This window comes from Coriobacteriaceae bacterium, assembly GCA_025993015.1.
GTDB lineage: Bacteria > Actinomycetota > Coriobacteriia > Coriobacteriales > Coriobacteriaceae > Collinsella.
On the sequence record DAJPFV010000001.1, the window covers coordinates 2,009,698 to 2,031,361 of the forward strand.

General features: G+C 53.8%; 16 protein-coding genes. 8 read left to right on the forward strand and 8 right to left on the reverse strand.

Annotated features, from left to right (window positions below):
* Positions 1-105: 105 nt before the first annotated feature.
* Complete coding sequence (locus OIL77_08585) at positions 106-672, forward strand: hypothetical protein (GenBank protein ID HJI45454.1); 567 nt, start codon at positions 106-108, stop codon at positions 670-672.
* A 23-nt stretch (positions 673-695) separates the two neighbouring features.
* Here the strand turns inward: OIL77_08585 and OIL77_08590 are convergent, their stop codons facing one another.
* The 3 genes from OIL77_08590 to OIL77_08600 form a co-directional block, all read right to left on the reverse strand.
* Complete coding sequence (locus tag OIL77_08590; GenBank protein HJI45455.1) at positions 696-1,346, reverse strand: nucleotidyl transferase AbiEii/AbiGii toxin family protein; 651 nt, start codon at positions 1,344-1,346, stop codon at positions 696-698.
* The gene (locus tag OIL77_08595; protein ID HJI45456.1) at positions 1,346-1,888 is read right to left on the reverse strand and encodes a hypothetical protein; all 543 of its coding nucleotides are present in this window, start codon (positions 1,886-1,888) and stop codon (positions 1,346-1,348) included. The genes OIL77_08590 and OIL77_08595 overlap by 1 nt, the downstream gene beginning before the upstream one ends.
* Before the next feature lie 184 nt (positions 1,889-2,072).
* On the reverse strand, positions 2,073-3,017 hold the full coding sequence (locus OIL77_08600; protein HJI45457.1) for a virulence RhuM family protein: 945 nt from the start codon (positions 3,015-3,017) through the stop codon (positions 2,073-2,075).
* Positions 3,018-3,450: 433 nt separating this feature from the next.
* Here OIL77_08600 and OIL77_08605 point away from each other — a divergent pair, with 433 nt between their 5' ends.
* Entirely contained in the window at positions 3,451-3,747 is a 297-nt protein-coding gene (locus tag OIL77_08605) for a hypothetical protein (GenBank protein HJI45458.1), read from the forward strand.
* A 418-nt stretch (positions 3,748-4,165) separates the two neighbouring features.
* Here the strand turns inward: OIL77_08605 and OIL77_08610 are convergent, their stop codons facing one another.
* The 3 genes from OIL77_08610 to OIL77_08620 are packed head-to-tail and all read right to left on the reverse strand — an operon-like array spanning position 4,166 to position 7,416.
* Complete coding sequence (locus OIL77_08610; GenBank protein ID HJI45459.1) at positions 4,166-5,947, reverse strand: ATP-binding protein; 1,782 nt, start codon at positions 5,945-5,947, stop codon at positions 4,166-4,168.
* 43 nt (positions 5,948-5,990) lie between these two features.
* Complete coding sequence (locus OIL77_08615) at positions 5,991-7,265, reverse strand: SIR2 family protein (GenBank protein HJI45460.1); 1,275 nt, start codon at positions 7,263-7,265, stop codon at positions 5,991-5,993.
* Between the two features lie 10 nt (positions 7,266-7,275).
* Positions 7,276-7,416 (reverse strand): hypothetical protein, encoded by a 141-nt coding sequence (locus OIL77_08620; protein HJI45461.1) that lies wholly within the window; start codon positions 7,414-7,416, stop codon positions 7,276-7,278.
* A gap of 437 nt (positions 7,417-7,853) precedes the next feature.
* Here OIL77_08620 and OIL77_08625 point away from each other — a divergent pair, with 437 nt between their 5' ends.
* The 6 genes from OIL77_08625 to OIL77_08650 all read left to right on the forward strand — a co-directional run bounded on the left by OIL77_08625 (position 7,854) and on the right by OIL77_08650 (position 19,367).
* Positions 7,854-8,669 carry a serine protease gene (locus tag OIL77_08625; protein HJI45462.1) on the forward strand — a complete coding sequence of 272 codons (816 nt, stop codon included), beginning with the start codon at positions 7,854-7,856 and terminating at the stop codon, positions 8,667-8,669.
* A gap of 376 nt (positions 8,670-9,045) precedes the next feature.
* A complete protein-coding gene (locus tag OIL77_08630; protein HJI45463.1) occupies positions 9,046-9,294 on the forward strand; it encodes a hypothetical protein in 249 nt (82 codons plus the stop codon).
* A 234-nt stretch (positions 9,295-9,528) separates the two neighbouring features.
* Entirely contained in the window at positions 9,529-10,212 is a 684-nt protein-coding gene (locus OIL77_08635; protein HJI45464.1) for an IS3 family transposase, read from the forward strand.
* 775 nt (positions 10,213-10,987) lie between these two features.
* Positions 10,988-14,692, forward strand: coding sequence for an N-acetylmuramoyl-L-alanine amidase (locus OIL77_08640; protein ID HJI45465.1), 3,705 nt, complete (start codon positions 10,988-10,990; stop codon positions 14,690-14,692).
* Between the two features lie 127 nt (positions 14,693-14,819).
* The gene (locus tag OIL77_08645) at positions 14,820-17,801 is read left to right on the forward strand and encodes an NlpC/P60 family protein (protein HJI45466.1); all 2,982 of its coding nucleotides are present in this window, start codon (positions 14,820-14,822) and stop codon (positions 17,799-17,801) included.
* Positions 17,802-17,816: 15 nt separating this feature from the next.
* Positions 17,817-19,367 carry an oligosaccharide flippase family protein gene (locus OIL77_08650; GenBank protein ID HJI45467.1) on the forward strand — a complete coding sequence of 517 codons (1,551 nt, stop codon included), beginning with the start codon at positions 17,817-17,819 and terminating at the stop codon, positions 19,365-19,367.
* 146 nt (positions 19,368-19,513) lie between these two features.
* Here the strand turns inward: OIL77_08650 and OIL77_08655 are convergent, their stop codons facing one another.
* Together OIL77_08655 and OIL77_08660 are read right to left on the reverse strand one after the other, a co-directional pair.
* Positions 19,514-20,530, reverse strand: a complete 1,017-nt coding sequence (locus tag OIL77_08655) for a glycosyltransferase (protein HJI45468.1) — start codon at positions 20,528-20,530, stop codon at positions 19,514-19,516.
* A gap of 33 nt (positions 20,531-20,563) precedes the next feature.
* On the reverse strand, positions 20,564-21,661 hold the full coding sequence (locus tag OIL77_08660) for a glycosyltransferase (GenBank protein ID HJI45469.1): 1,098 nt from the start codon (positions 21,659-21,661) through the stop codon (positions 20,564-20,566).
* Positions 21,662-21,664: the final 3 nt, after the last annotated feature.

The window sequence follows — 21,664 nt, forward strand, 5'->3', positions numbered from 1 at the left end:
AAAGCTCGATACTTCCGCGATAAGTTTATACAAGCTTATACAGCTCGATATTATTCGATATAAGTAGATATCGCACTTGCCTTTGCCGGCTTACCCGCCGGCGTTATGGATCTTATTAACGGCAAGGCGCTTACGTTCTTGCGCCGTGCCCTCTCCGAAGATCTGGCGCCTATCAACCAGGTGGAGGTAGCGCTCTCTATGGGCGATAGCTTTGTCGCGACTGGTTTGACCATAGAGGACGATCTTCTGTCGAGAGCCGCTAAGGCCACTAAGGGCTATGCCTATCTGGTGCAACTGGTCGGTTACTCCATTTGGCAACGCGCCAACTTGCATCGTGCCAAAAGTGCCATTGTGAGCGAGGGCGACGTCACCGAAGGCATTGCGCTGGCAGAGGCTCGTTTTCACGATGTTGTTCACGAGCCCGCGATTTCTGGACTTGGACTCAACGATATCAAATACCTTTTGGCCATGTGCGAGGATAAGCAGCAGTCCAAATCATCTGAGATTGCTAAACGCATGGGTAAAAAGACCAATGAGGTCAGCTCTATTAGGGCTAAGCTGCTTCAAAGAGAGGTTATTCAAGCTCCGCAGAGGGGCTACGTGCAGTTTGCCGTGCCGGACCTAGATATCTATCTGCGAGAGAACGCCGCGGAGATTCTCGAGCTGTTCTAAATCGAGGCATGAATAGCCGCCGGTTAACTGCCCTTGTCGACTTGGCTCGCGTCCCCCCAATCTAGTAGACTCTGAACCGTTGCTAGAGTGGGGGGATTTTCCATGAAACGCTCCATGAAACGAGTTTTCGGGGCCGTTCGGATGCCGTGGCGCAGCAGGGACTTGAGCTTCTCGGCGAACACCTGCTCTTTCGAGTTCGCAAGCAGGCAGACGCCCTCCTGCCGGTGTGCCACGTCGAACCACAGCTTGTCCTGCTCCATCGCAGCGCTCGCGTGGACCCCCAGGTCGAGCTTCGTGTCGAACGTGCTGCGCCCGTCGCTGACCTTGAGGTTGACGCGCCTGCCCTTGTAGTCCTGCTGCGACAGCTCCTCTATCTCGCCGGCGATGCGGACGGTTACGCCGTCGCCGAGGTTCGAGAGGGCGGACACAAAGGAGCGAATGGAGGCGTCGGTCATCGGGTACCGCACGAAGTCGAGGTCTATGTCCTGGGTTGCGCGGCGCCCGCTCCCCGACAGCGCGCACATCAGGACCCCTCCCTTGACCGTCACTCGGTCGCGCATGCCGGATGCCGCCAGCTTTGAGAGGATCACGTCCTGGCAGACGCGCGCGGTCGCGTTGAGGCAGGAGTAGCCCTCCTCGCGCTCGTAGCGCGCCCTCATCTCGTTCAGGTCCATCAGAATACCTCCTCCATGGCGCGCTCGAGGTGTGCCTCGCCGTGCGGGATTGCCTCCGCGTAGTCCTGCAGCCTGTATATGTCCAGCCGCTCCGACCGCCTGCGGAACGAGGCGACGGCCTCCCGGTAGAGGTCGTAGGGCAGCTTGTTGCGCGAGCGCATGAGCTCGAGGAGCATGCGCTCGGGGTCGTAAGCGGCAAGCTCGGTCCCGTCCACCGAGACGGTCGACCTCCCGACGCCCAGCCATCCCTCCGGGATGAAGTGCTGGCGCACGGCGGCGTCGCGTATCTTGGTCCCACCGCGCTTCGTGGCTAGGTCGATCCGGTCGGGGGGCGCGGTCACGAGCCCGTGGGCGTAGAGCGCGGTCTGCCCGGTCAGGATGCCCCCGGGGTAGCGCTTCGCGATCACGGCGAGGGCGTCCTCGTCCCGGTTGGTCGAGTACATCCCTCGGCCGACGGGGTGGAGCGTCCCTTCCGACACCGCCTTGCGAACGCGGTACCTGCTCCCGAGTTCAGCCAGCGCCTCCCGGTAGGTGATCACCATGCCGACCTCCCCTCGAAAGCCATATAAGCCTACATCTGATGACAATTGTAGGCTTATATGGCTTTTCATGGAACGACTCATTGCGGCACCTCCCTCGCCATGACGGTGCCTTACTTTGATGGCCCTTTCCTCGTTTGCATCTGCTATATGAAGGAACGTCGATTCTGGTGCTCGGGCGAAGGCGCTACGCGATGAAATTCTCCACCAGCGTAACCATGGAGTCCTTCTCGCTTGGGTCAGAGAGGGCAATCATGAGCGTCATGGCCGCGAGCGCGTTGCCCTCCACGCGGAGTCTTTCGCCGTTGCGCAGTATCCCGTTCTTGTCGAGGAAGTGAATGAAGAGCGCCGCTGCAGAGCGCTTGTTGCCATCCAAGAATGGATGGTCCTTCACTACGAGGTAGAGAAGGTTGGCGGCCTTTGCTTGAACGGAGGGATATAGGTCTTGGTCGCCAAAGCCCTGATAGAGGGCGCTGATGATTCCGGCGAACTGGTTGTCCCGCTCTCGTCCGAACAGGGTGGACGACGAGTAGAACGGTAGGCTGCGGACGACTTCGAGGGCTTCGGTGTAACCGAGCTCCCAGTTGGGCTCGTTGCCCTGGGGCGCCTTCATCCTTCCCGTGTCGTATTCATCGAGCAGAGTCAGGCTCGGAAGGTACTTCTGTAGAATTTCTGCCGCACCGGAGAGTTCCGGAGTACTCGACCTCTCGAGGACCTTGAAGACCGTTCCGAGCGCCTCGAGTCTCTTTTGGTTGATGGAGTATCCCTGGAGTAGATGCTGCTTGAGCACGCCATTTGCCCACCGGCGGAAGTACACGCCCTGCTGAGACTTCACGCGGTAGCCAACCGAGATGATCATGTCGAGGTTGTAGTGCTCGACCTGACGTTTGACCGTTCTTGTTCCCTCTAAGCGAACTATTTCAAAAAATGAAATAGTTCGAATTCCGGCAAGCTCTTCCTTTGCTGCGGAATGAATGTGCTTGGAGATAGTCGGCACTCCGCGCCCGAACAACGTCGCCATCTGCTGCTGGGTTAGCCAGACCGTATCGCCGTCGACGCGCACGTCAAGGTGGACTGCGTGGTCGGGGTCCTCGTACAAAGCGATCTGCTGGCTTGCGTTGGAATTGTCCATGATGTATGCCCCTTCGGTTTAGTCGACATGCTATGATCCGCACGCCGGAGGACGAGTGGTTTCAACATGCCGGTATTGCGTAGCTTCAACCGGCATCCCGCCGGTCAGTCGGCGTCGCGTGCGCCGGCTAAGCCAGGGTCGGGGCAGCGGGGATCCGCGGCGCCGGCGCTTCGTACCATTGGGGGCCTCCGAAGCGACTTTCACTCTGTCTTATTCTGGTAGATACAGTGTACCACGAAACGCGAACATGCGTACGTATTTCTGTTTAAATTTTAGCTGGACGCGGCGGTGTGTCGTCCTCTGCCTTGTTCTCCGAAGCCAGCTGTATTCCGGGCCGCGGTTCTACAAGGCAGGGGGTAGTCAGATGGATAGGATTATCCTTCTCCTACTTCTCTTGACCTTCCTGGTCATCCTGAGCAAGTAATGGGCTTTAGTGGGTGCCAAGCTCTACTTTGCTGGCCATCTGGTTCAGCTAGCTGGCATTGTGGTCGGCGTGCGCGGCGCCCTTGCCCATGCCAACTGGGACTTTTCGGCAAAGCGCGAGGGATATCTTGCCCGTGCCGTGCACCCGGGCAACTTCAGCGCCGTTACGGGCGCCTGCCAGATGGTCCGTCGCGACGTTTATGAACGGGTTGAAGGCTGCGACGAGAAGTTTGCCGTCGGTTTTAACGATGCGGATTTTTGCCTGCGCGTATGGGGGCTACCGCACCATCTTTACACCTTATGCTGAGCTGCACCACTACGAGTTCACTTCGCGCAGCAGGGAAGAGGCCAGCGAGGAAAAGCTGCGCCGTTGGAAGCGCGAGCAGGCACTGTTTATGCAGCACTGGCTGGAGTTCTTCTTGACGGGTGATCCGTGGCTGGGGCCGAACCTTAGCAGCGAGTGCGTGTATGGTGCGCTGAAAATTACTGTGCTTGTTCTGGCTTGTTGCTAGGCGTAGCGCGCGTCCCGCCGGTTGAGAAGCTCGCAGTAGTTCGACACCGCCTCTACCTGCGGCGCCTGCTCCTGCGGCTCCTCCGGCTGCCCTTGCTGCCCTGCGGCTTACCATCCTACTCACCCACGTATGACTCCCGTGCCCCGAGCGGGCAAAAGGAAATGCCCACAACGTCTCCGTTGCGGGCATTCTCCGGGCCGGCCACAAATAGCTTTATCGAATCCGATTGCTCTTCATCATCCGGATCGTTGGCGTCTCGTCGGCAAAGTCATCGTCTATTTGAAGTTCTAGGGGCACCGTAATGGAGCTCCCCAGCGCGGTCGCGGTTCCCGGGGCGAAAGCGGGAAGGCGCATGACCTGGCCATTTGATATGGAAGGGACATTGCGGCGAACGTAATCGAGGTCGTAAGAGTTCTGGATGCGGTGGATTATGAAGGCTCCCGTCTGAGAGAGTACGACGCGGGAAAGCTCGCTGGGGATTTGGCTGATGACGGTAAGGTAAATACCAAACTTGCGGCCCTCCCGTGCAATTCGATTGAACACTGAGTCGTCTGTCAGGTCTGCATCCCTGATATAGCGATGCGCCTCGTCAAAAATGAGATAGACGGGTGTTGAGGAACCTCTTCCCGCATCTAGACTAGCCTGAAAGAGTGTACGCGCAACGTAGTGGGAGAACAACTTCAGTCCCGACTCGTCGATTATCTGAGAGACGTCTAGCACAAGAATGCCACGCCACTTGTTTAAGAGGGCTGCAATTGACTCGCCCCGCTCAAGTGAGAAGAGGTCATGCGAATACCTTTCCCTAAGGTTTCTAAGCTGAGTAACCAGCCCCTCTGAATACGACCTTATCTGACGGTTGCCCCGCACTTCTTCTTCATCGAACACGAAGTCAAGCGCATCGACGACGTCAGAGATTGAGACCTCCCTTTCGGGTTTCTCGTAGCTGCACAAGATGCGCTCGACATTGGGAAGGCCGTTGGACATGTATTCATCCTCGATGAACTCCTTCAAAAGGGACTCAAGCCCTTCGACGACATCTTTCGATATGTTTCCGTAATCCAAATTGAAGGACGCTAGCAAATTGTGAGCAATCCGAGCACGAGAGTGGGGCTCAGATCGTTGTCCGCGAATCGCGTCAAGGTCTTTCTCGATCGGCTGGTAATACTTTGAGACCTGAAACTTCCTCGCTGCGTGGCTATCGATGCTCGTGTCCCGAATTGCGGTATATGCGAAGGCTGCAAATAGCTTCTTCTTGCCCTCCTCGTTGAGGTGGGAGTATCTCACGGCCCTCTCAAGCAGAGGTTTCTGGATGCGTCGCGAGGGGTCGAGAATAGCTGACCAGTCATCCATCGACAACTCTCCAGGCGCGAGGTGGTACTCATCGGCATCGATTCGTCTCGTGCAGCCGTAACCGCCGCGCGTGAGAAAGTCATAATCACCGTGCAGGTCGAAGACGATGAATCGGGGCTCTGCATCGAACGCGTTCTCGGCATCTAAGAGCGACGCTACTCTATCAAGCAGGAGCCGCGCGGTTGAGGACTTTCCCGAGCCGGTATTACCGAGAATAGCGAGATGACCAGAGAACAGAGAATCGATATCAAAAGTGGGTCTTACCGAATCGTATCCAGCGAGAGACCCAATCTCGACTCCTTCCCGTACGCAAAAGACCTTCTTGAGGATTGATTCATCGCAAGCGTAGACATTGGAACCGACCATAGGGAGGTCTACTACGCCGGGAACGTAGGTGGACTTCTCAATCTCCCCAATGGGGGTGGCTGTGAAGATGTAGCTCGTACTAAACCTCGACGACGGCTGGTCGGAATACGGTCTCTCGGCCTCTTCTGCGGAAACCACGCGGAAGATAACCTTGGTAGATATGGAGAGGTAGGCGAAGAGGTACTGGTTGAGCCCGTTCAAATGCCTGGGCTTGCCATTGAGCATACGATCGGAAAAGTCGGAACGCGACGCGCGGAGCCTTATCTTCTCTTGGTCCATGTAGCAAATAGTGCCTATCAGCCAACCCGGCTTGGGGACTCCGTTATTCATTCCCGTCACCAAGCCCCAGAGATCCAGATGCAGCATCGTCTCCGAAGGTGATTTCAGGCCCGATAAAGTCAGCGAATTCCGAGAAATACAGCGGACGCTTGGGCTTCGGATCCCTTTCGCTTGGATATACGAAATAGGCGTTCGCGCCACCTGCTCTGTCGTAGAAATCCCGTGTGGGGGAACCAATATCGGTCTCTGCTGGGTTGCCGACGAAGGCGAGAAGAGTGAAGTCAGGCCTCGCAAGAGCCTGCCTGATTAGGTTCGATATATGCGAGTCTGCAAAGCTGAATCCGCACGTCAGAAGAACGGTGTTGGGAACGGCGAGGATGTTTACGAACTCGCGAAACATATCGCTATAAGGAGTGCCTTGCGTTAGGGCATATTTGGAAGTCATCGGGGCAATAAGCTGTTTGTCGCCTTGGTATTCGTCGGCGATGTCGGGAAACTTTGGGGCCCTTACGACGTTACCGTCATAGACCCTCCAGTTGATGGAGCCGTGCATCTTGTAAAGGCGGAAGAAGGGGTTCACCGGTTCGTAGTGGTCTCTGAACCTCTCATCGAGGTCAATCGGCCTGCGATGGTATTCCCGCGGGCTGAATGTGGGCATCAGCGCGTTCGAGAACCCGTCGACATAGGCGTAGTCGCTCGATTCAAGGGCCATCTCATGGAATAGGTCGTAGTTCGTGGTGAAGAGGTTGACAACATCGAAGGCAGCCTGCCCTCCGCGCGCAAGAATCTGGCGGGATATACCAAGTCCCTGAACGAATCTGCGGTAGCTATCGAGGACGTCTGAGTGTTCTGTGTTGTATTTTATATCGACGGACTCGAGAAAGGCCTTGCGAACTGCATCGGAAACCCTCTTGTCTTCATCGGCGCTATCTAGAGAGCCCTCGATGCGCTGACTCAGCCACGAAAGGAGGTTCTCGATGTTCGAGTACTTCGCAGGGTCTTCGTTATCTCGACGTGCAATTTTGGTTATTCGACTTTCCAGAAGGGTAGATAGCTCGGGATCTTTGAGCTTGAGGTCCGCTCGCATGTTCCTGAAGGTTTCACCCATCAGGGGAATAGCCGGAGTAGATGCGCCTGAGCCGATAAGCGTGGCCAGGTTGATCGACCTGGAAAGAATGCCTTGGACAAAATGTCGGGCTTCCGAGGCGTTTACCTCACGCCTTGTTGCACCCCTCTGCAAGATAAAAAGGGACGTGGGGGATTCCTCCTGCACATCGGAGGGTGCGTCATCCGGTATATTCATCGCGTTGTCAGACATGGTGTGCTCCCTATAAACTCAAAAACCTCTGCTCGAACGCGCCCGGGAACTGGAACATTCGCTCCTTGCCCCAGATACTCACCCACGTCATCACCACGCCGTCGTTGCAGACGTACTTGGTGTCCGCTGACGGCTCGATCCACTTACTCATGTCGTCTTCCGTCGCGTCGGGGTCATCGTCGTTGCGACCCTTGTACCCGCGCTCTGCAACTGCGTAACGTTCGAGGGACGGGAATCTTCTGCGATCGCCTAACTATTCCGTCGCCGTGTATCATGTCCCTGTAAGCGGACTCGATAGGATTCATCCGTGCACGCCAGCGATGCCCTCATACAGACGCTCGCGACCGTCTGGGTTCCCATAACCCACATCGGGCCGGCCCTGGGCAAGGTCCCCAACTACATCAACAACTTGATCTCGCGCGGGCCGACTCCGCGCTGCGACACCATGGCCGCCATGCTCGGCGTCCGTGGCTACGCTCTCTGCGTGATCCTGCGCGAAGATGTTCCCGAGACGGTACTGTTTATTGATTATGGATTATCGTCATCGGGTACAATCGAAGAGCCTTTATACAAACAGGAAGGGTATCTATGCAGCTTTCTGAGCAGCTTCTTCATACGACGATACGAATTGAAGCATCGCTTCCCTCAGGAGAGTGCTCGGTTGGAACTGGTTTCTTTTTCAAATTCTGCGATGACGGCAAGACATTTGTTCCTGCCGTCGTGACCAACAAACATGTGGTCAAGGGCGGATATGAATACCGGGTCATCTTCTCGCGAGCCGACGAGAACGGCAACTTGCTCAATATAAACGAGCGGCTGACCATGCGTGGCTCGGACAGCGATTGGATTTCGCATCCAGACGAGAACGTGGACTTGTGTGTACTGCCTATTGGCCCTGCTCTCAACGGTTTTATCCAGGCGGGTAAGCATCTGCTCACTATACCGCTCAGTCTGGAGCTGCTTCCGACGAAGACGCTGATTAAAGACATGGGCTGCATGGAAGAAGTGACCATGATCGGGTACCCCAACGGCATCTGGGACGAGGCCAACAACTTGCCAATCGTGCGCAGGGGAATCACGGCGACTCCCTACAGATACGATTATCGGGGCGAGAAGGAATTCTTAGTGGACATGGCTTGCTACCCGGGTTCAAGCGGTTCCCCTGTCTTCCTGTACAACGAGGGAACCTATCTCGAGAATGGCGCGGTCGTCGTGGGAAGCAGACTCTATCTGTTGGGCATTCTACGCGCTGTTCCCATTAGAAACGTTCTCGGTGATATCACCGTATCTACGATTGCTCACGTAAACGTTCAAGACATGTTGAACTTGGGCATCGTCATCAAGTCCGAACGCCTGAAAGACTTCGACCCAATCTTGAGAGAGCGCTTGAGTGTTCCAGAATAATATTTAGGTCGCCCGCCGCACGTGGCGTTGGCGCACCCGAGCGCTGCGGGCCTCGGTAGTCCGCGCCGAGTGCCGTCACCCGGCCTGTAGTGACCCTCACGTCATCGGTATGCCCGCGCCCCGGCCCTTCGCACACGGGTATGTCAGCGCCGCGGCCGGCGGGCGGCCAGCTGCCGGCCCGTTCGAAGCCCTACCTGAGTAGCTCGTTTGACCTGTATCGTTTTTTTCGGACACGCAGGCTGGAAGGACCGCGACACCGCGGTGCCTTAGACTGCATGTGGGCTGATAAACGAAAGGATTGCCGAATGGTCGCCAATCAGAAGAAGTACACCGACGGGATCAGGCGGGAGACCGCCGACTACGTCATCTCGACGGGGTGCCCATAGCCCAGGCCTGCGACGAGCTCGGGCTCAACGCCAAGACGGTTAACGACTGGGCGCTCAAGCGCCGGCGCGAGCTCTCCGGCGAGCCCGACCCGAGAGCCGAGGACCGCGAGCTGCGCGAGGCCAAGAAGCGAATATGCGAGCTCAAGATGGAGAATGCGTTCCTAAAAAAAGCCGCTGCCTTCTTCGCCAAAGAGAAGCACTCTAGCCAAGTGCGGGCTCGTGTTGCCGGAGAAAGGTAGCTTCGCGCTGACCATGATGGCCGGGGTGCTGGGGGTGAGAAGGTCGGGCTACTGGAGCTGGGCATCGAACGGCTGCCCTGAGGACGACTGGTCCGAGGTCCACGACGCCGTGCGGCGCGTGTGGCTCGATCCGACAGGCGCTTCGAGGCCCGCTTCATGAGGTGCTTCCTGTCCGACGTGCCTCGGGGCACGACCCTCTACTGCGCCAGCAAGGGCCGGTACGGCTCGCGCAAGATGAACGCGTCGCTCGATGGGTTGGCGTCGCCGCCACCCGCCGCCGTCAGCCGTCGCCGGGCCTTCCACATCATGAGGGGGAACGGCCCGGTTGGCGCATGCGGCAGGAAGAGGTTCAAGGTGCACCCCGGGGCGGTCAACGAGGCCGACGTGCCGAACGTCGTCGCGCGCGGCTTCGGCGGCAGGGCGCCGCGCACCCATATATGCAGCGACCTGACCTACGTGCGCGTCGGGGCCTCGTGGAACTACGTCTGCCTGCTCGTCGACCCCTGCAACAGGGAGATCGTCGGCCACTCCGCCGGGCCCAGGAAGGACGCCCGGCTGGTCAAGCCGGCGTTCGCGACGCCCTCCATCCCGATCCCGGACATCGAGGTGTTCCGCACGGGCCGCGGCAGCGAGTTCGACAACGCCGAGATCGACCTGATGCTCGAGGTCTTCGGCATAGAGAGGTCGCTATCGGCCAAGGGCTGCCCCTACGACAACGCCGTCGACGAGTCGACCGACAGGATACTGAAGGCCGGGCTCGTCCACCGTGAGGCGTTCGGCACGACGCGCGAGCTCCGGGCCAAGCTCTCGGACTACGTGCACTGGTACGACAACTTCAGGATCTACTCGACGCTGGGCTACATGTCTCCGATCGAGTCCAGGGAGGCGGGGCTGTCCCTCCCGGAATCGTCCAAATAGGTGTTGCCAATCCAACCGCCTCTTTGATTATCAGCCGGGGCTATCTCGGCTTTTTTGATTGGGGCGGTTGTTATGTTGCTGAATCTTTAAGGGACGAAGATTGTTTTTCAAAGGCCCACGATGTGCATCTGGTCACTCATATCTTTTCGAGACAGAACGATAAGAAGCTATATGATTCTCTTGTTTAAAGATGGTGAGTTCGATGATTCCCAGATTCCAAGAACTATTAGGTCTCTCCTAGATCCCTCTCTTCTTGCCCATTAGAAGATTCAAAGACGCGCGCGAGCGTTGCTTACTGGCGTTTGATTCATGAAGACCACGCTCTACTTTTCTTGAATGCGTTAGCCAGGCCACTCTTTCGATGAAGCCCCAGACGCCTCTGATACAAGCGAAACATTGGGGCATTTTGCTGTATTTCGCGGCTGCGTACACGCTTTCGTCGTCCGCCACGTGCTTAAACGAATTGCGTGCTTCAGTGGATTTTCGTGTCACTGGCGCTTGTGCTGTTTGGGGCGCCGCTAATTGCTTCAAAAACTAGAGCTAACACTGTGTCTATAGAAGGACTGAAAAACAAAAGTTTGCTGAGAACGTAACCTGCTTTTTATAAGAGCAGATTTCCGTCTGCCTTTATAACAATTCCCGCGCTTCGAATAACTGGACTTCCGATGCAGAAGGGATTGTAAGATAATCTTCTCTTAGTAACATCATTTGTGACGGGGGATTCGATATGAAAAAGGCATTGCGTGCCTCAACAGCTTTTTCTCTTGCTGGTCTTTTGACCATTTCATCCTTTATGGGCCCTGTGACTGCCGCCTACGCTGTGAGCAACGTCCCGTCTGCGGACGCTGCCGTGGACGCTGCGACTGCAGACAATGATGGCGTGGCCTCGCGTGATGCGGGCTCTGTCGATGTTGGCGCTGCAGATGACTCATCGTCGGCAACGAACGTTGACGAATCGGCTGATGAGGATTTTGGCGTTGATGTATCTGAGAACTATCAGCAGGCTGAACCGGTCGATTCTTCTTTCCAATATGTATATCTTGCCTCCCCGAGCCTTCCCAGCGGGACTGATCAGGTCGTTGCCTTTGCTACTCCCGATGACGACGATAGCCTTTCCTCCGCAACTCTCAACTATGTAAGTGCCAATGGGATTCAGGGGACTATTGAAGCATCTGGAACGGCTGACAATTCTGCTGCCTTTGTATTTGGCTCGACGTTGAAATCCAATACTTACTTTTTGACTTCGATAACCTATGTTTTGCGGGCCGATGACTCTGAGCATGAGTTGGATCTTTCCGACAGGGATTATTCGTTTACGGTCGTTGATAGCTCCGTGAGCTCCGAGGGCACTTCTGTTTACTATGCAGACGGTGATGGCAATGCCGTTGAGGCTCAATCAATCCAGCAGGCGTTGGAATGCGCTGATTCGCCTGATGGAGTATCTACCTACGCTGAGCGCTCCGCGCGTAATGTGGGGGTTATTGCACTTGACGCCGGACATGGCGGGGTGGATTCTGGCGCTCAGGGTAATGGCAAGAGTGAAGCCGACCTTACCTGGAAGATCATGACAGCCTGCAAAAATAAACTTGAAGCTTACGGCTTTAAGATCGTTCTTGCGCGCGAGCAGTCTGGCTACTATCCCAGCAATGATTATCTTTATCGCGTACAGCGCTGCATTGATCAGGGCGCGCAGGCCTTTGTTAGCTTTCACATCAACTCTGGGTCTTCTGGAGCTCACGGCGCAGAAGTTTATGCTCCTACCGCAAATGGCACCGACTACACGCAGGTCTCTGTTGAGCTTGCCAACAAGGTCATGAACAACCTTGCTGCTATGGGACTAACGTACCGCGGCGTATTTCAAATGGAGGTAGGCGACGAGTTCGCCGTTATCCGCTGCGCTCGCGAGCAGGGAATTCCAGGTATTCTTATCGAACATGGCTTTATCTCGAATTACGGTGATGTGGTCAACTATTTCTCGGACGATGGTTGCCGCCGTCTTGGCGAGGCTGACGCTGCCGCAATCATCGCGCAGTTCCCGCATCCCTACTCCGTCAATGGAATTTCCTTCTCGGAAGAACTGGGACATGCGGGGTCAACGGTAAAAATCGGTGTAAATGTTAGCGGCAAGACTGATGGCCTTAGATATAAGTTTGTTTGGCATAGGGCTGGGTCTGATTGGAGTGATTCCAATTGGGGTGTAATCGGTCAAGACTTAACTTCGCCGTCGATTTCTTGGACCCTGCCCCAGGCTGGTGAATATGAGATCTATGTTGATGTCATTGACTCCAATGGGTATGTGACTAGCACTTCTAAATACAAAGTTGTTAATTGGTCTCTTGAGTCGCTCGAAGTCTCGGGCGACGCCCGCTGCGGCAAGCCGGTCAAGCTGCAGGCCAAGGTGTCCGGCGACGCCTCCGGCCTCAAGTACAAGTTCGTCTGGGAGAAGGGCGGCTGGGCCAAGTGGGGCGTCGCCCAGCAGCCCTCCGCTGCCTCCTCCTGCGAGTGGACCCCGACCGAGCCGGGCGACTACACCGTCTACCTCGACGTGATCGACGGCTCCGCCGAGAGGCACCTGACCCGCAAGGTCACGGTCGGCGAGCGCTACTCCGTCGAGTCGCTCGAAGTCTCGGGCTCCGCCCTCTGCGGCAAGCCGGTCAAGCTGCAGGCCAAGGTGTCCGGCGACGCCTCCGGCCTCAAGTACAAGTTCGTCTGGGAGAAGGGCGGCTGGGCCAAGTGGGGCGTCGCCCAGCAGCCCTCCGCTGCCTCCTCCTGCGAGTGGACCCCGACCGAGCCGGGCGACTACACCGTCTACCTCGACGTGATCGACGGCTCCGCCGAGAGGCACCTGACCCGCAAGGTCACGGTCGGCGAGCGCTACTCCGTCGAGTCGCTCGAAGTCTCGGGCTCCGCCCTCTGCGGCAAGCCGGTCAAGCTGCAGGCCAAGGTGTCCGGCGACGCCTCCGGCCTCAAGTACAAGTTCGTCTGGGAGAAGGGCGGCTGGGCCAAGTGGGGCGTCGCCCAGCAGCCCTCCGCTGCCTCCTCCTGCGAGTGGACCCCGACCGAGCCGGGCGACTACACCGTCTACCTCGACGTGATCGACGGCTCCGCCGAGAGGCACCTGACCCGCAAGGTCACGGTCGGCGAGCGCTACTCCGTCGAGTCGCTCGAAGTCTCGGGCTCCGCCCTCTGCGGCAAGCCGGTCAAGCTGCAGGCCAAGGTGTCCGGCGACGCCTCCGGCCTCAAGTACAAGTTCGTCTGGGAGAAGGGCGGCTGGGCCAAGTGGGGCGTCGCCCAGCAGCCCTCCGCTGCCTCCTCCTGCGAGTGGACCCCGACCGAGCCGGGCGACTACACCGTCTACCTCGACGTGATCGACGGCTCCGCCGAGAGGCACCTGACCCGCAAGGTCACGGTCGGCGAGCGCTACTCCGTCGAGTCGCTCGAAGTCTCGGGCTCCGCCCTCTGCGGCAAGCCGGTCAAGCTGCAGGCCAAGGTGTCCGGCGACGCCTCCGGCCTCAAGTACAAGTTCGTCTGGGAGAAGGGCGGCTGGGCCAAGTGGGGCGTCGCCCAGCAGCCCTCCGCTTCCTCCTCCTGCGAGTGGACCCCGACCGAGCCGGGCGAGTACACCGTCTACCTCGACGTGATCGACGGCTCCGCCGAGAGGCACCTGACCCGCAAGGTCACGGTCGGCGAGCGCTACTCCGTCGAGTCGCTCGAAGTCTCGGGCTCCGCCCTCTGCGGCAAGCCGGTCAAGCTGCAGGCCAAGGTGTCCGGCGACGCCTCCGGCCTCAAGTACAAGTTCGTCTGGGAGAAGGGCGGCTGGGCCAAGTGGGGCGTCGCCCAGCAGCCCTCCGCTGCCTCCTCCTGCGAGTGGACCCCGACCGAGCCGGGCGACTACACCGTCTACCTCGACGTGATCGACGGCTCCGCCGAGAGGCACCTGACCCGCAAGGTCACGGTGGAGGGTACTCCAATTATGGGAAGTCTGCAGACTTCAGTTGATGCTATGGTGAACTTATATGAATCAACAGGACATACATATCCCTCAGACGCATTTGTTTCAAAGGGAGCACCTACTATTCGTGATTTTTGTTCATTAATTGTCGAAGCCGCTGTTTCTGAAGGGGTTCGCCCGGAAGTTGTTTTTGCTCAGGCTATGCTTGAGACTGGATGGTTGCAATTTGGAGGTTCCGTAAAGCCGAATCAGTGCAATTTCGCCGGACTGGGCGCCGTCAATCAACAATCGGGAGGCGCTAGATTTGACGATGTATATCAGGGCTTGCTTGCCCAAGTCCAGCATCTTAAAGGATATGCTACTGGTGCGGCGTTGAATAACACTTGTGTGGATCCTCGATATGAAGTCCTTCAGTCTAAGGGTTTTCTCGGAGTTGCGCCATATTTGGAAGATTTAAATGGCCGCTGGGCTGTTCCGGGTGACACATATGGTCAGAATATTGCGCGCATTATTTCTTTAATTGGCTAATATCAATATGAATTCTCTAGGTCGACTGCGCTGGTTGTAGTCGACCTTACTTGTATGGTAAATCTTGGCCTTAAATTGTTACTTGCTAGCAATATTATGTTGGAGTGAACTATCGGGGAGGTTCTATATGCATTTCTTTAGAAGTAAGGCTGTCCGTGTCGCTTTTTTCTTCTTTTATTTCTGTTTGGCCGTAACTCCTTGCTTTGGTTTGAGTGAAGCGGGCCTGTCTCCATCACAGATTGAAGATTCAACACGGGCCGATGATTTAAGTGCAACTTCGCCGGTTTCAGAGGACTACTCTGTCGACGGCCTCACGGCCAAGGCGTCCGATGGCGGGTCTCCTCTCCTGGGCGACCGCTGCTCGCTCGGCCTGACCGCGTCCGGCAACTCGGGCTCGGTCCGCTATAAGTTCGTCTGGGAGCAGGGCGGCTGGTCCAGGTGGGGCACCATCCGCCAGCTCGGGCCCGAGGCCTCCTGCGATTGGGTGCCGGAGGTCGCCGGCGACGTCAACATCTTGGTCGACGCCGTCGATTCGGCCGGCAACGTGAGGACCTGGAGGTTCCCCGTCAGGGTGGATGCCTGTCGCCTTTCCGTGAGCGGCGGGGATACGCTCGAGTGGAGCGGCGGAATGAAGGTCAATATCTCCGCCGCGGCGGCTCCCGGCGCAAAGATTAAATTCCTTTGGGAACGGGGCTCATGGTCCAAGTGGGGCGTCATCCAGGCAGCATCTGAGTCCGCCGCCTGTACCTGGACGCCCCCGTCTTCCGGCTCCTATACTCTCTATGCCGACGTCACGGTCGGCGGGCTCACGTCGACGTCAAGACTCCCCGTTCGCATCTCAGAGGACTACTCTGTCGACGGCCTCTCGGCCAAGGCGTCCGATGGCGGGTCTCCTCTCCTGGGCGACCGCTGCTCGCTCGGCCTGACCGCGTCCGGCAACTCGGGCTCGGTCCGCTATAAGTTCGTCTGGGAGCAGGGCGGCTGGTCCAGGTGGGGCACCATCCGCCAGCTCGGGCCCGAGGCCTCCTGCGATTGGGTGCCGGAGGTCGCCGGCGACGTCAACATCTTGGTCGACGCCGTCGATTCGGCCGGCAACGTGAGGACCTGGAGGTTCCCCGTCAGGGTGGATGCCTGTCGCCTTTCCGTGAGCGGCGGGGATACGCTCGAGTGGAGCGGCGGAATGAAGGTCAATATCTCCGCCGCGGCGGCTCCCGGCGCAAAGATTAAATTCCTTTGGGAACGGGGCTCATGGTCCAAGTGGGGCGTCATCCAGGCAGCATCTGAGTCCGCCGCCTGTACCTGGACGCCCCCGTCTTCCGGCTCCTATACTCTCTATGCCGACGTCACGGTCGGCGGGCTCACGTCGACGTCAAGACTCCCCGTTCGCATCTCAGAGGACTACTCTGTCGACGGCCTCTCGGCCAAGGCGTCCGATGGCGGGTCTCCTCTCCTGGGCGACCGCTGCTCGCTCGGCCTGACCGCGTCCGGCAACTCGGGCTCGGTCCGCTATAAGTTCGTCTGGGAGCAGGGCGGCTGGTCCAGGTGGGGCACCATCCGCCAGCTCGGGCCCGAGGCCTCCTGCGATTGGGTGCCGGAGGTCGCCGGCGACGTCAACATCTTGGTCGACGCCGTCGATTCGGCCGGCAACGTGAGGACCTGGAGGTTCCCCGTCAGGGTGGAGAGAAATCTATCTAACTTCACTTCAATAGATTTGAAATCTGATTCATCCAATTTGTGCGTAGGGGATACGCTTTCAATTACACCTCGGATTACCATCCGAAAGAATAACCAGATTTCATACAAATATGTTTGGATGCGGAACAACTGGGCTGAATGGGGTGTGATTGACTCCGGCAGAGGTAAATCCTCAATTGACTGGAGAGTCGATAAATCTGGCGCTGTCACCGTTTTTGTTGATGTTATTGATGAGGCCAACGATCAGACGATGACCTCGAAGACTGAATGCTCGATTGGCTCCGAGAAGTGGAATTACGAGTCCTTGAGTTCTTCTGCAACGCTTGTCAGGCCTAATGAAAGCACTGAGATCGATGCCAGATGCTCGGGTGATACTAATTACTTACAGTATAAGTTCGTCTGGAATAAGAATAATTGGGCTGACTGGGGCGTTGCTCAACAGGGCGCAAGTTCACACTTGCAATGGGCTCCAAAAGACGCCGGAGACTATGAATTGATCTGTGACGTTTCGGGGTCAGATGGAGTTGTCCAAACAAAAAGAACAATCATTAGCTGTTGGGATTTCTCGAGGATTACTGCAATTTCGACTGATGGCAATAATTCTTGGAGAGTTCGAGCTGATTTGGGAACGCTTGCAGCTGAAAAATCTGGGCAATTTCAGTTTAAATTTGTTTGGGCCAAGTCCGACTGGAGTAAATGGGGTGTTCTAAAAGAATTTTCCAGTGTGAATGACGCTTATTTCAATCCATCTGCACTTGGATTGCAAGATGGTTATTACGATCTTTACTGCGATGTCTTGCTTCCTGATGGCACTCTCCAGTCGAAGTCGACTCAGATTTACTACAGCCCATTTGGTAGCTCAACGGTTTTGGGGGTTAGTCGTATTGGACTCGTCACTTGGCTTACGTCGCATCAATTTGATGGCTATTATTTAGGAACGAGATATTCCGGTGGCTTCTCCTATGATAGTTGCCTTTACCCAAAAGGTGCCCCGAGATGGGATGGCTATACTGGCATGAATTGCACTGGCTTCGTGGCTCATGCTTATGCTGCGGTTGGTGGCGATGTCAATCGTATTGCGCAGAATAATAATCACTCTCCTTGGGCTGGGGGGCCAGGCGGTGGCGGCTATATTAACGCTTGGAGATGGTATGGCTATGCTCGAGATTTGGGATGCAAAATGTATGAGTTCCGTACTGTCCAAGATATGCTAAATAGTGGTTATGCTCAAAAGGGAGATATTATCTTCTTTAAGACTGACGGATCAATCGACTGTCATATTGGGTTCTTCTGGGGAGATAATCCGCATGACAATAAAATGTGGCATCAAATTCTGCCTGGGAATTTAATCGGACCCTGCTTTAACAATGCGAACAAAGGAGAGGTTCGGCAATCGGTTGTTCTGATTAAATAGTGCTTTAATTTCTGAATGGTATTTGAAGCAACTAATTGTGAAACGGTGATTCTGATAAGTAGCGCAAGCAGAAGACTTACTGGCATAATAATTACATATGGTTATATACTGGCTCAGGCTTTAGTCGGCTTTGTATATGTTCCGATGTTGTTGCAAAACATTGGACAAGACGAATATGGACTCTATCAATTGATAGGTTCTATCATGTCTTATATAGTTTCCATTAATGGGATTTTGTCTGCCGGTGTTGGGCGTTTTTATTGCAAGTATATGGCAGAGGGCAAAAATGACTTAATGGAGAATACACTCGCAATAGCTAGGCGTCTGTACTGGGTCCTATCTGTGTTCGTGATGCTAATAAGTTGCGTTCTCGCCGTGGTTGTTCGGTTTGTATATTCAGCCAGTTTTACAAACTCACAGCTTGATGAGTGTTCCGCAATGCTTGTTGTATTAGGGATCAACACAATTGTTATCATGAACAACACTATTAGCGTTGCGGCGATAACTGCTAATGAAAGGTTCGTTTTTTTGAAGGGCTCGCAATTGGCCGCCCTAATAGCTCAGCCTTTCATTGTGTATGGACTTACGACAATTTTTAAGAATGCATTAGCCGTATGTTTAGTTGTGCTTGTTACAAATGTGTTGTGCGCGGTGAGCCAGCGTTTGTTTGCTAAATATAATCTGCATATTAGTTTCAGATATCATGGCTGGGACATGAAACTGGCTAAAGGTTTGTTATTTTTTAGTGGCGCGATTGTATTGGTGACGATTGCTGACCAGATTTTCTGGAAAACCGATCAATTAATTGTCGGCTATTATTTTGGTGCTGCCGCCGTTGCGGTATATTCTGTTGGATCTCAAATCTACACGATTTATATGACAATTGGTACGGCAGCCTCTTCAGTTTTTCTTCCTCGAGTTTCAGAACTGTATTGCCAGAATAAGGATATGTCTGAAATTTCGGATCTCTTCATTAAAGTTGGTCGCATTTCCTTTATCGTCTGCGGATTTGTTCTTAGTTTATTTATTGTTCTGGGGAAAGATTTCATCATTATTTGGGCTGGTAAGGACTATATAGACGCTTTCTATATCGCCTTGATCGTAATGGTTCCATTTACCATTGACTTAATTCAGAACCTGGGACTTACCATAATGCAGGTTGCGAATGTTTACCTGTATAGGGGGTATATGTATCTTGCGATTGCGCTTGTCAACGTGGTCGTGACGATTATACTGCTCAAGCTTATGGGCATAGTGGGCGCAGCAGTTTCAACAGCCATCGCTATGGTTATAGGCAACGGTTTCTGTATGAATTGGTATTATTCTGAAAAGCTTGGGTTGAACATAAAGAAATTTTGGCTTGAAATTGCCAAACTTTCCGTCTTGGTTATTGTCGGTACGGGGGCTTTGCTGCTGCTCTATAACCTAATTAAAAGCCTTTTATCTGGCCTTGTGGTGGTTTTGGTTTCAGCAATAATTTATTTCTTTATCTATTTCTTCTTGGTTTTGATGTTTGGGCTAAACGAATCCGAAAAGATGAGCATATCTGCATTTATCAAGCGATAATCTGCGACGCTTATTAAGCAGAATAGCCTAATGTACTTTCATTACTTTTATGACCAACCGGCTTGCCTGACATTTGATTATCGAAGGCTAAGTCGGTTGGTTTTATTACTCGGTGCCAGGAAAAATGAGCGATGGCAACAGGGCGATTAGCTCAAGACTTTCAGTATCAATAGTTTTAGCTGTTCACAACAGCGTATTACTACTCGAGATAACAAATAGTGCTTATTCTTTGCCGCAAGGAACAGTAAATAGCTGTCAGGCCTGTAGGTGCTGCAAGGGACATCAGCTTTAATTGAGGGATTAAATAAGGCCTCTGAAATTGAAACAAAGTTACGTTTTTTGGTCTCATTATTGTCACTGAGCTCGTTGATCGATAGGAGATAAAGATACTGTTCCGTTCTTGTTTTCCATGCCAGCCTTTCTGTTTCTTCTCCCCAACGAGCAGCGATTTTCACTAGGCTTGAGGTGACGAAGGTTAAATCTGAAAGCTGTTTTTCCTTATAGCTGTGTGTTGCACTTTGTCCGTTTTGACAATTGTAATAATACAGCGCATCACTTATTTGTAAAACCGATCTGGCTGAATCGACTATGGGTATCATTTGCAGAAAATCTTCTGCAAAATCGATTCTCTTTGTATCGGTATTGCTTAAATCGTCAATCAGACAGTTTCTTTTGATTGCCTTTCCCCAAATTGAATTGAGTTTCCCTCGTGCCAAACATTTTCTGACTTCGGCGAGATCGTCACCTTCATAGATGCCAGACGGAAGGGCGGGATTGATAAACGGATCGTTTGAATAGTCTGGGTTTCTTGTATAGCTGAAACAGATTATGTCTGGATTGCACTTATCGATTTCGCGAGCAAGAATAGATAGGGTATCGAAGCGCAAAGAATCATCTGCATCAACAAAGACCAGGTAATCTCCGGCGCTTATCTCCGCGCCTTTTCGCCTGGCCTCATATACGCCCATATTATTTTGTCTAACGTAATGAGTATTGTTGTGAGATTCACAAAACACTTTGCAGACACTTTCAGTAGCGTCCGCTGATCCATCATTGATGAGAATAATTTCATAGCCGTCATATGTTTGTTGGTAGATGGATGATAGCGTTTCTGGCAAACTGGATGCCGCATTATATGCAGGGATAATAATTGAAAACAGCATTTAGTTCCTTTCCGTATTGGAAGAACAAGATGGTTAGTTAGAAAGCCCGTTTACAATGTCCCTGTATAAAATAAATTGACGCTTGGCAATGGCCTTCCATTGAAAGTGTTCAATTGCATACTTTCTAGCTGCATTTGCAAGTTTACAACGAAGCTCATCGTCATTGAACAGGGTGAGAATTGCGTTAGAAATGGCTTCGAGATCAGATTCTACACCGATTCCAATTCCTTTATTGTTCGCCGTTTCTTTCCATGTGGTTCCCTCGGTAACAATAATTGGGAGGCCATATGCTAGCGCTTCCAAAACAGACGTCGGGAAACCTTCAGTGCGTGAAAGTTGGATATAAAACTGCGATTTGAGAAAAGCGTCCGCTTTAGATTGACCATTAACTGGACCATTTAATAAAACAATATCGGATACTTGATTGTCGGCAATAAGTAGTTCCAGTTTGGCCATAGACCCATCTTCGTCTGGACCGTAGATGTAGATTTTAGCTCCGAGTCCTCTTAGCTCATCAGCAATTAGCGGCAGACTTTTGATCAGTAGATCAAGACCTTTGACCTCTATATCTAGGCGGCCAATAAAAAGCGCGATGCGGCTTTCTAAGTTTGAGGCTTTGGCTTTTGGGATGCTAACACCATTTGGAATAATTCTTGCTTTCCTATGTTTAAAGCCGTTTGAACTCATCGCCTCTTTTTTCGATAGAAAATGGATGCAATCAGCATTGCGAATAAAGGCGTTATAGAAGAAAACATTAAGCAATTGTTTAGCTAAATGATGCTGTTCTTGCGCCACATATGTTAGAGACCCATGTGGTGTGATGATGTATGGGATCGCACGTCTTCTGAGCCAATGGCTTAGTTTAATGTGATCCGGCCTATATATCTCATGAAATATTACGAGTGACGGATTGCAAAACGGTTCAGGAAGTTTTTCTATGCATGACTGAAAGAAGACGGGATATTTCGCATCTTTAGGTCTGTAGTTTGTAAGATTTAATAGAGCTATATTCATTTCCTTTATTTCTGACTGCTCATTTAGGTATTGAGGCACCACTGTAGACACGCCAGAAGCGAAATCACTTGTAATATATGCCACATGAAGGACTATTAAACTATCGGTAGTTTTCATTAG

What these genes read in the sequence shown, in the direction of transcription:
- OIL77_08585 (HJI45454.1), top strand. Translation starts at nt 106, where the DNA reads ATGGATCTTATTAACGGCAAGGCGCTTACGTTCTTGCGCCGTGCCCTC.
- OIL77_08650 (HJI45467.1), top strand. Translation starts at nt 17,817, where the DNA reads ATGGTATTTGAAGCAACTAATTGTGAAACGGTGATTCTGATAAGTAGC.
- OIL77_08590 (HJI45455.1), bottom strand. Translation starts at nt 1,346, where the DNA reads ATGGACCTGAACGAGATGAGGGCGCGCTACGAGCGCGAGGAGGGCTAC.
- OIL77_08625 (HJI45462.1), top strand. Translation starts at nt 7,854, where the DNA reads ATGCAGCTTTCTGAGCAGCTTCTTCATACGACGATACGAATTGAAGCA.
- OIL77_08660 (HJI45469.1), bottom strand. Translation starts at nt 21,661, where the DNA reads ATGAAAACTACCGATAGTTTAATAGTCCTTCATGTGGCATATATTACA.
- OIL77_08600 (HJI45457.1), bottom strand. Translation starts at nt 3,017, where the DNA reads ATGGACAATTCCAACGCAAGCCAGCAGATCGCTTTGTACGAGGACCCC.
- OIL77_08620 (HJI45461.1), bottom strand. Translation starts at nt 7,416, where the DNA reads ATGAGTAAGTGGATCGAGCCGTCAGCGGACACCAAGTACGTCTGCAAC.
- OIL77_08610 (HJI45459.1), bottom strand. Translation starts at nt 5,947, where the DNA reads ATGGACCAAGAGAAGATAAGGCTCCGCGCGTCGCGTTCCGACTTTTCC.
- OIL77_08645 (HJI45466.1), top strand. Translation starts at nt 14,820, where the DNA reads ATGCATTTCTTTAGAAGTAAGGCTGTCCGTGTCGCTTTTTTCTTCTTT.
- OIL77_08595 (HJI45456.1), bottom strand. Translation starts at nt 1,888, where the DNA reads ATGGTGATCACCTACCGGGAGGCGCTGGCTGAACTCGGGAGCAGGTAC.
- OIL77_08655 (HJI45468.1), bottom strand. Translation starts at nt 20,530, where the DNA reads ATGCTGTTTTCAATTATTATCCCTGCATATAATGCGGCATCCAGTTTG.
- OIL77_08635 (HJI45464.1), top strand. Translation starts at nt 9,529, where the DNA reads ATGAACGCGTCGCTCGATGGGTTGGCGTCGCCGCCACCCGCCGCCGTC.
- OIL77_08615 (HJI45460.1), bottom strand. Translation starts at nt 7,265, where the DNA reads ATGTCTGACAACGCGATGAATATACCGGATGACGCACCCTCCGATGTG.